7 protein-coding genes and 1 other annotated feature are annotated in these 8,844 nt (G+C 48.8%); of the genes, 3 read left to right on the top strand and 4 right to left on the bottom strand.

Translation table 11 applies throughout. The features are described from left to right. Positions 1-141 precede the first annotated feature (141 nt). The 3 genes from clpB to rluD form a co-directional block, all read right to left on the bottom strand. Positions 142-2,718 (bottom strand): ATP-dependent chaperone ClpB, encoded by a 2,577-nt coding sequence (clpB, locus tag CLR69_RS21900; RefSeq protein WP_129709856.1) that lies wholly within the window; start codon positions 2,716-2,718, stop codon positions 142-144. Positions 2,719-2,851: 133 nt separating this feature from the next. After that, the gene (gene yfiH, locus CLR69_RS21895) at positions 2,852-3,577 is read right to left on the bottom strand and encodes a purine nucleoside phosphorylase YfiH (RefSeq protein WP_131535222.1); all 726 of its coding nucleotides are present in this window, start codon (positions 3,575-3,577) and stop codon (positions 2,852-2,854) included. Between the two features lie 42 nt (positions 3,578-3,619). Beyond that, the gene (rluD, locus tag CLR69_RS21890; protein WP_129709859.1) at positions 3,620-4,597 is read right to left on the bottom strand and encodes a 23S rRNA pseudouridine(1911/1915/1917) synthase RluD; all 978 of its coding nucleotides are present in this window, start codon (positions 4,595-4,597) and stop codon (positions 3,620-3,622) included. Between the two features lie 134 nt (positions 4,598-4,731). Here rluD and bamD point away from each other — a divergent pair, with 134 nt between their 5' ends. From bamD to pheA, 3 genes are all read left to right on the top strand, one after another. After that, positions 4,732-5,466, top strand: a complete 735-nt coding sequence (gene bamD, locus CLR69_RS21880) for an outer membrane protein assembly factor BamD (RefSeq protein ID WP_011094861.1) — start codon at positions 4,732-4,734, stop codon at positions 5,464-5,466. Between the two features lie 324 nt (positions 5,467-5,790). Then, entirely contained in the window at positions 5,791-6,129 is a 339-nt protein-coding gene (gene raiA / locus CLR69_RS21875) for a ribosome-associated translation inhibitor RaiA (protein ID WP_129709861.1), read from the top strand. 196 nt (positions 6,130-6,325) lie between these two features. After that, positions 6,326-6,451: a sequence feature (Phe leader region), on the top strand. Between the two features lie 28 nt (positions 6,452-6,479). Next, positions 6,480-7,640 carry a bifunctional chorismate mutase/prephenate dehydratase gene (pheA, locus tag CLR69_RS21870; protein WP_129709863.1) on the top strand — a complete coding sequence of 387 codons (1,161 nt, stop codon included), beginning with the start codon at positions 6,480-6,482 and terminating at the stop codon, positions 7,638-7,640. A gap of 82 nt (positions 7,641-7,722) precedes the next feature. Here pheA and tyrA read toward each other — a convergent pair whose 3' ends face one another. Further along, a complete protein-coding gene (gene tyrA, locus CLR69_RS21865; protein WP_129709865.1) occupies positions 7,723-8,844 on the bottom strand; it encodes a bifunctional chorismate mutase/prephenate dehydrogenase in 1,122 nt (373 codons plus the stop codon).

Here is an 8,844-nt window from a genome sequence, read left to right as displayed (position 1 = left end):
ATTTTCCAAGCGCTCAAAAACAAACCAAAAAACAGCACTTAGCTCATTAACCATGCAAAATATGAATATAATATGGGCTTGAGGCGTAAAAACGGGGGCATTCGCTCGCGAATGCCCCCGTTGATGACTTCCCGTTTCACATTATTCTTGTCGTGCGACTATCTGTTCGCCTTCAACATCTAATGTGATCGGCTTACCGGGTATCAATTTCCCCCCCAGTATCTGCTGAGCAAGTGGGTTCTCTATCAGTTGCTGTATCGCTCTTTTAAGCGGACGTGCACCATAGACAGGATCAAACCCGACCTCTCCGAGCATACCTAAAGCAGCATCCGTGATCGTGACGCTATATCCACGCTCTTCAAGACGCTTGTACAATCTCTGGAGCTGGATTTGTGCGATCGACGTAATATGCGCCCTTCCCAGTGGATGGAATACGACGACCTCATCGATACGGTTAATAAACTCAGGACGGAAGCTATGGCTAACGACTTCAAGAACCATATCTCTCATTTCGGTATAGCTGCGCTCACCAAAACGTTCCTGAATAAGGTCAGATCCCAGGTTTGACGTCATGATGACAACGGTATTACGGAAGTCGACCGTTCTACCCTGTCCATCAGTAAGGCGACCATCATCCAACACCTGAAGCAGGATGTTAAACACATCAGGGTGTGCCTTTTCTATCTCATCCAGCAAAATGACCGAATAAGGACGACGGCGTACCGCTTCAGTCAGATAGCCCCCTTCTTCATAACCGACATATCCAGGAGGTGCACCAACCAGACGTGAAACCGAGTGTTTCTCCATAAACTCAGACATATCGATACGCACCATGGCGTCGTCACTGTCAAAGAGAAAAGTCGCCAGCGTTTTGCAGAGTTCAGTTTTCCCAACACCTGTTGGCCCGAGGAACAGGAACGACCCAATAGGACGGTTAGGGTCAGATAACCCAGCTCGGCTACGACGAATAGAATTTGCTACCGCTTCAACAGCTTCGTTCTGCCCGATCACTCGCTGATGCAGCTCATCCTCCATTCGCAATAATTTTTCTTTCTCGCTTTCCAACATGCGAGAAACAGGGATCCCAGTCCAGCGTGCCAGCACATCAGCGATTTCAATATCCGTAACTCGATTACGCAGCAAATGCACCGTTTTTCCTTCTTGCTGCGTCGCTGCTGCCAACTGTTTCTCTAGCTCGGGGATTTTGCCGTATTGTAGCTCGGACATTCTCCCCAGATCTCCCTGACGCCGAGCCTGTTCCAGCGCAATTTTCGCCTGCTCTAAAGAGGCCTTGATATTCTGCGTGCCAGTGAGTGAGGCTTTTTCCGCTTTCCACTCTTCGTCTTGCCGGGAATATTCACGCTCTTTTTGGTCAAGTTCTGCACTTAGCAATTCAAGACGCTTTTGGCTAGCTTCATCAGATTCTTTCTTCAGAGCCTGTTGTTCTAGCTTTAACTGAATGATTCGGCGCTCAAGTCGATCAAGAGGCTCTGGTTTTGAATCAATCTGAATACGAATACTGGATGCCGCCTCATCAATCAGGTCAATGGCTTTATCCGGTAACTGGCGATCCGCGATATAGCGATGGGATAGCATTGCCGCCGCAACAATCGCCGGGTCAGTGATTTGTACATGGTGGTGTAATTCATAGCGCTCTTTTAGCCCGCGCAAAATCGCAATGGTATCCTCAACAGTAGGTTCCGCGACAAACACCTTTTGGAAACGGCGTTCAAGAGCAGCATCCTTTTCAATATATTGACGATACTCATCCAGCGTCGTCGCCCCAACGCAATGCAGTTCACCACGCGCCAGCGCGGGTTTTAGCATATTGCCGGCATCCATCGCGCCATCAGCTTTACCCGCCCCCACCATCGTATGGAGTTCATCAATAAACAGAATGACATTGCCTTCCTGTTTAGACAGATCGTTGAGCACGCCTTTCAAACGCTCTTCAAACTCACCACGATATTTCGCACCAGCCACCAGCGCGCCCATATCCAGCGAAAGTACGCGCTTGTTTTTCAGGCCTTCAGGTACTTCACCATTAACGATACGCTGTGCTAATCCTTCTACTATCGCGGTTTTACCCACGCCGGGTTCACCGATTAATACTGGATTATTTTTAGTTCGACGCTGTAAAACCTGAATGGTACGGCGAATCTCCTCATCACGTCCGATAACCGGATCAAGCTTGCCCTGCTCCGCACGTTCCGTGAGATCAATCGTGAATTTTTTCAATGCCTGGCGCTGATCTTCAGCCCCCTGATCGCTCACTTGATCCCCTCCTCTCACCTGATCAATCGCGTTTGTTACACCTTGCTGCGTGACACCCGCCTTTTTCAATATATCCCCTAGCGAGCCGCGAGATTCCAGAGCGGCAAGCACGAAAAGTTCTGAGGAAATAAAGGTATCACCACGCTTTTGCGCGAGTTTGTCGCACATATTTAATACGCGGACTAACTCGTTCGAAGGTTGGACATCACCATCAGTGCCTTCAACCTGAGGCAAACGCGTGATTGCCTGGTCGATTTCGGCTTTCAGGTGATTAAGATTGGCTCCTGCAACAGTCAGAAGTGGGCCAACAGTTCCACCGTCCTGATGAAGCAAAGCGCTCATCAAATGAAGTGGTTCAATAAACTGGTGATCGCGCCCAAGGGCAAGAGATTGGGCATCAGCAAGAGCAAGTTGGAATTTGTTGGTAAGACGATCCAGACGCATAACACCTCCCGTACACTGGTCAAAATTGCTACTGGAGATTAAATGAGGTCATCCCTCAAAAATTTCAAGGTTATTTTGCCAGTCGTGACGGGATTTAAATGTTACTTATCTTGGATCGTCTTAATTCAATAGGTTATATCAGCCAGATTAAACTTGCCATACGGCCAGTCACGCCATCACGCCGATAAGAGAAAAATTTGTGAGGCTCGCTCACAGTACAGAAATTTCCACCAAAAATTTGCGTTATTCCTGCGGCGCGTAAACGTAGACTCGCTAGCTGGTAGATATCGGCAAAAAATTTGTTTCCTTCAGGCCTAAATGCAGAAGCCGCCGACTCATTATGCTGAATAAATGCGTCTCTAACTTCAGGGCCGACCTCAAACGCGTCAGGCCCTATAGCAGGTCCCAGCCATGCCATAATTTGCGAGGGTTTTGCGCGAAAACAGGCTACTGTCTCCTCCAGCACACCCGCATGTAATCCTCGCCAACCCGCATGAGCGGCAGCAACTTCGTCGCCGTTGATCGCACAAAAAAGTACAGGTAAACAGTCAGCCGTCATCACCGCACAAACCTGACCCTTCTTATTGGTATAAGCAGCATCACCGCAAATGGACAATGGAAGTGCTCCACCAATCCGAATCACATCGGTACCATGAACCTGTTCCAACCAGTGTGGCATGGCAGGAAGATCGGCCATCTCCACCAGCGTTTGTCGATTTGCAATGACGTGTGCGAGCTCATCACCCACATGATTTCCCAAATTCAGCGAGTCATAAGGTGCCGAGCTACGCCCGCCAATACGCGTCGTGCTGCAAGATTTCACACTTTCTGGCAAAGGCCAGTCGGGGTATATCAGCATAGTCCGTCACCTCTATAGTCAGCACTTATCGTATTGAATGCATTACCAGTCGAGTTGATCCTGAAACGCCGCGGTATCGACTTTCAACGCATCAATCAAATCGACCATATCCTGCGGCAGTGCCGCATGCCATTCCATTTGAATTCCGGTAATAGGGTGGTAGAAGCGCAGCATCGTGGCATGCAGTGCCTGACGATCGAACCCACGCAGCGTTTCAATGAAATCATCCGAAGCACCTTTTGGCGGACGAGGACGGCCACCGTATAACTGATCGCCAACCAAAGGATGGTCAATGTGCGACATATGGACACGAATCTGATGGGTACGGCCCGTCTCCAGACGCAACCGCAAACGGGTATGCGCACGGAAATGTTCCATAATGCGATAGTGCGTCACGGCAGGCTTGCCCATCGGGTGCACCGCCATGTGAGTACGCTTCGTTGCGTGACGAGCGATAGGTTGATCGACCATGCCACCTGCCGTCATCGAACCAATCGCGACAGCCTCATATTCACGGGTAATTTCACGAGCCTGCAATGCTTCAACTAAACGCGTCTGTGCTGGTACGGTTTTCGCAACGACCATGAGCCCGGTAGTATCTTTATCAAGTCGGTGCACAATCCCTGCACGGGGCACATCGACAATCTCAGGATAGTGATGTAACAAGGCATTCAATACCGTGCCATCTGGGTTACCAGCACCAGGGTGAACCACTAGATCTCTGGGTTTGTTGATGACGAGAATGTCCTCATCTTCATACACGATATCCAGCTTGATATCCTGTGCTTCCCAGCGTGCCTCTTCTTCAATCAATGCATCAATGGCTACCGATTCGCCGCCAAGTACTTTCTCTTTTGGCTTATTGATGACATTGCCGTTAATCTGTACCCGATTCTCAAGAATCCACTCTTTTATGCGGGATCGTGAATAATCAGGGAACAATTCGGCCAAAGCCTGATCTAAACGTTGTCCGAGTTGAGATTCGGCCACCGTTGCGGTGAGTTGTACTTGTTGTGCCATATTATGCAGCTTCTTCGTTAACGTTGGGTTTTGACGGCGACGCCGTTTAAAATAATGTACTATTGTAGCTGGTCTAAATCGGGAGCTTAACGGACAGCCTCCCGGAATAACATTCTGAGGATAATCAAAACGTCATGACGCGTATGAAATATCTGGTGGCTGCCGCCACGTTGAGCCTGGCGCTGGCTGGTTGCTCCAGCAATTCCAAAGATGCGGTTCCTGATAGTCCGCCATCTGAAATCTATGCCAATGCTCAACAAAAACTGCAGGACGGCAACTTTAAAGCAGCCATCACGCAGTTGGAAGCACTGGATAACCGGTATCCCTTTGGTCCCTATTCGCAGCAAGTACAGTTGGATTTGATCTACGCCTACTACAAATCCGCAGAGCTGCCACTGGCCCAAGCTTCTATTGACCGCTTCCTGCGACTCAACCCGACTCATCCAAACGTGGATTATGTCCTGTACATGCGCGGCCTGACCGACATGGCGCTGGATGATAGCGCGTTACAAGGCTTCTTCGGCGTCGATCGCTCCGATCGCGATCCACAGTATGCTCGCACCGCATTCCGGGATTTCAGCAAGCTCATTCAGGGGTACCCGAACAGCCAATACGCCACCGACGCAAACAAGCGTTTGGTTTACCTAAAAGAGCGTTTGGCCAAGTATGAACTTTCTGTCGCGCAATACTACACGAAACGCGGCGCTTATGTGGCAGTAGTTAATCGCGTTGAGCAAATGCTACGTGATTACCCTGACACTCAGGCAACAAAAAATGCCCTGCCGTTGATGGAAAGCGCCTACCGTGAACTACAGTTGGCCGCACAGGCGGACAAAGTCGCAAAAGTCATCGCGGCTAATCCGGCATAATAAATGATAAGCGACATCCACTAATGAGACGGCGACTTCGGTTGCCGTTTTTTTATGGTTCAATCAGTTCGTTATACGTCGATGAGCAGAAAAATAGGGTTGGCAGGAGTCAGAAACAGCGCGGTAACGTCAATACATCCTATCAATAATGGCACAGGCCAGATGCCCCCTCAAGTACTTCCCTTCTATTCCCGATGGTGCTTCACAAATCGCGTTTTCTTGACAAAAAGTGACGAAAAAAAGCGATCAATATCACGCTTTTTGCCTCAACTCACTGTATGCTGAAATTATCCAAGACGGACATAGGCAGAGAGGTAAGTTTATATGACTATTAATATTACCAGTAAGCAAATGGATATCACCCCCGCAATTCGTCAACATGTCGAAGACCGTCTTTCTAAGCTGGATAAGTGGCAAACCCAGCTAATTAGCCCACATATTATTCTGTCAAAAGAACCACAGGGTTTTGTAGCCGATGCTACTATCAGTACGCCAAATGGCCCGCTGGTTGCCAGCGCCAAGCATGATGATATGTATGCCGCCATCAATGAGCTAGTTACCAAACTAGAACGCCAGTTGGACAAACTCCAACATAAAGGTGAAGCCAGACGCGCGGTTGCTGGTGTCAAAGAAGCTAATCTACAACCAACGCAAGAAGAGTAATCTCTACACACTTCATATCAATATAACGCGCCCAAGGGCGCGTTTTTGCATAGTACGCATGGATACCAGCGGCCTAAAGAGCCAATGCTATACACACTTTAAAAGTGCACTCGGCGATTTTGTATTGACAGGATGAAAAGCCAACAGTTACCTTACCTGCTCAGAATCTGGATATCTTCCTGACTAACCGAGCAAACATGATAAATAAACCGTTTTTCTTCGTATTCTTTTTCACCTTCCCCTGATTTGGGAGGCGATTCGTCGTAAGAGCAAGAATACGAAGACGAACAAAGAAGCCTCCTGACCAGGAGGCTTTTTTTATATAAGAACATAAGATAGGTAACAGCATCATGACAGACAACCCATTACTGGTACTGCGAGAACGCATCAGCGCATTGGATCTGCAATTAATTGAATTGTTGGCACAAAGACGAGAACTGGCGTTGGACGTTGCCCGCAGCAAATTGCATTCGCATCGCCCTATCCGGGACAAAGAGCGTGAGCGTGATTTGCTGGACAAGCTGACAGCAGCGGGGAAAAAACACCATCTTGATGGCCATTATATTACTCGCTTATTTCAGCTCATCATTGAAGATTCCGTACTGACGCAGCAGGCACTCTTACAACACCACCTCAACCAAACAACGTCACACTCTGCCCGCGTTGCATTTCTCGGTCCGAAGGGGTCTTATTCCCATCTCGCTGCTCGCCAATATGCTGCGCGACATTTCGAGCAATTTATTGAATGTGGTTGCCAGAAATTTCAGGACATTTTCAACATGGTGGAAACAGGGCAAGCTGACTATGCTGTTCTGCCGATTGAAAACACCAGCTCAGGTTCGATCAACGATGTCTACGACCTGCTGCAACACACGGGTTTATCCATCGTCGGTGAATTAACCAACCCGATAAATCACTGCGTCTTAGTTGCCACCAATACGTCATTGGCACAGATCGAAACGGTTTACAGCCACCCACAACCATTTCAACAGTGCAGCCATTTCATCAATCGTTTTCCGCACTGGAAAATTGAATATTGCGAGAGTACGGCTGCGGCGATGGAAAAAGTGGCTGCGCTCAATTCGCCAAAAGCAGCGGCACTTGGCAGCGAAGCTGGTGGTCAGCTTTACCAGTTACAGGTACTGGAACATGATCTGGCGAATCAATCGCAAAACATCACTCGCTTCATTGTATTAGCGCGTAAACCGATTGACGTGACTGAACAAGTGCCAGCAAAAACCACATTGATTATGGCAACCGGTCAACAGTCAGGCGCGTTGGTAGAGGCCCTATTGGTATTGCGTGATAACGGTATTGTAATGACCAAGCTGGAGTCCAGACCAATCAACGGTAACCCGTGGGAAGAGATGTTCTATCTTGATGTGCAGGCCAACTTGCGCGGCGATGCCATGCAGAAAGCACTAAAAGGATTAGCCCCCATTACCCGCTCATTAAAAGTGTTGGGTTGTTACCCCAGTGAAAATGTCGTTCCCGTCGATGTGAACGAATAGTCGGTGTAAACGAATAATTAAAAAAGCCATCCAAGTTTCCACCAGGATGGCTTCTCAAGCACAATCTAAAGCTCAAACGCACTTACTGACGAATATCGTTTGCCTGACGCAAAAGCACCCGGCTCTCTGCCTGAAAGCGCTTGGCATAATCGCCGAACCAGTGTTCAACTTTCTTAAAGCTACTGATAAATTCCGCTTTATCTACCTGCTCCAGTAACTCAATGGCTTCGCCAAAACGTTTGTAGTAACGCTTAATCAACGCTAGGTTATCTTCTGAAGACATAATGATGTCGGCATACAACTGTGGATCCTGCGCAAATAGCCGCCCAACCATGATCAATTCCAGACGATAGATTGGCGATGACAATGCTAATAGCTGTTCAATCTGCACATTCTCTTCCGCTAAATGCAGGCCATAGGCAAATGTCGCGAAGTGACGCAGCGCTTGAATGAACATCATATTCTGATCGTGTTCAATCGCGCTAATGCGATGCAGACGCGCACCCCATACCTGAATTTGTTCCAGTAGCCACTGATAGGCCTCTGGCTGTCGGCCATCGCAGTAAACGACAACCTGTTTGGCAAGACTACCGCTGTCTGGCCCAAACATGGGATGCAACCCAAGTACCGGGCCACTATGCGCGGCAAGCATCGCCTGAAGCGGACCATTTTTTACCGATGCCAGGTCAACCAAAATGCAGTCATCCGGCAAGGCAGGCAAACGTGCAATAACCTGTTCAGTTACGTGAATCGGCACACTGACAATCACCATACCCGCATCAGACAACAGCTCATCAGCACGCGGCCAGTCATCTTGCTCGAGGATCTTCACCTGATATCCCGACAGCGTGAGCATTTTCTCAAACAGATTGCCCATTTGCCCCCTGCCACCAATGATGACAACCGGACGAAGTTGTGGGCAAAGCGTTTTAAAACCTTTGTCATTTTCGCTGGTATAGGATTCGCGCATCGTGCGTCGCAGGATATCTTCAATGAGATCCGGCGGCACCCCCATCGAAGCAGCCTCTTCACGACGTGAGCTGAGCATGGCCGCTTCACGATCGGGCGCATAAATGGGTAAACCATAACGACTTTTCACTTCACCCACTTCCGCCACCAAACGCAACCGACGTGACAAGAGCGCGACAAGCTCCTTATCGACTTCATCTATCTGATCACGTAATGCGGTCAGTTCAGCTACCAT

This window comes from Pectobacterium zantedeschiae (assembly GCF_004137795.1).
Classification (GTDB): domain Bacteria; phylum Pseudomonadota; class Gammaproteobacteria; order Enterobacterales; family Enterobacteriaceae; genus Pectobacterium; species Pectobacterium zantedeschiae.
The sequence above is the reverse complement of the archived record's forward strand: the minus strand, read 5'-3'. Positions and strand labels throughout refer to the sequence as shown.

Coding starts and splice junctions, on each gene's coding strand:
- yfiH (WP_131535222.1), bottom strand. CDS start 3,577: ATGCTGATATACCCCGACTGGCCTTTGCCAGAAAGTGTGAAATCTTGC.
- bamD (WP_011094861.1), top strand. CDS start 4,732: ATGACGCGTATGAAATATCTGGTGGCTGCCGCCACGTTGAGCCTGGCG.
- pheA (WP_129709863.1), top strand. CDS start 6,480: ATGACAGACAACCCATTACTGGTACTGCGAGAACGCATCAGCGCATTG.
- clpB (WP_129709856.1), bottom strand. CDS start 2,718: ATGCGTCTGGATCGTCTTACCAACAAATTCCAACTTGCTCTTGCTGAT.
- raiA (WP_129709861.1), top strand. CDS start 5,791: ATGACTATTAATATTACCAGTAAGCAAATGGATATCACCCCCGCAATT.
- tyrA (WP_129709865.1), bottom strand. CDS start 8,844: ATGGTAGCTGAACTGACCGCATTACGTGATCAGATAGATGAAGTCGAT.
- rluD (WP_129709859.1), bottom strand. CDS start 4,597: ATGGCACAACAAGTACAACTCACCGCAACGGTGGCCGAATCTCAACTC.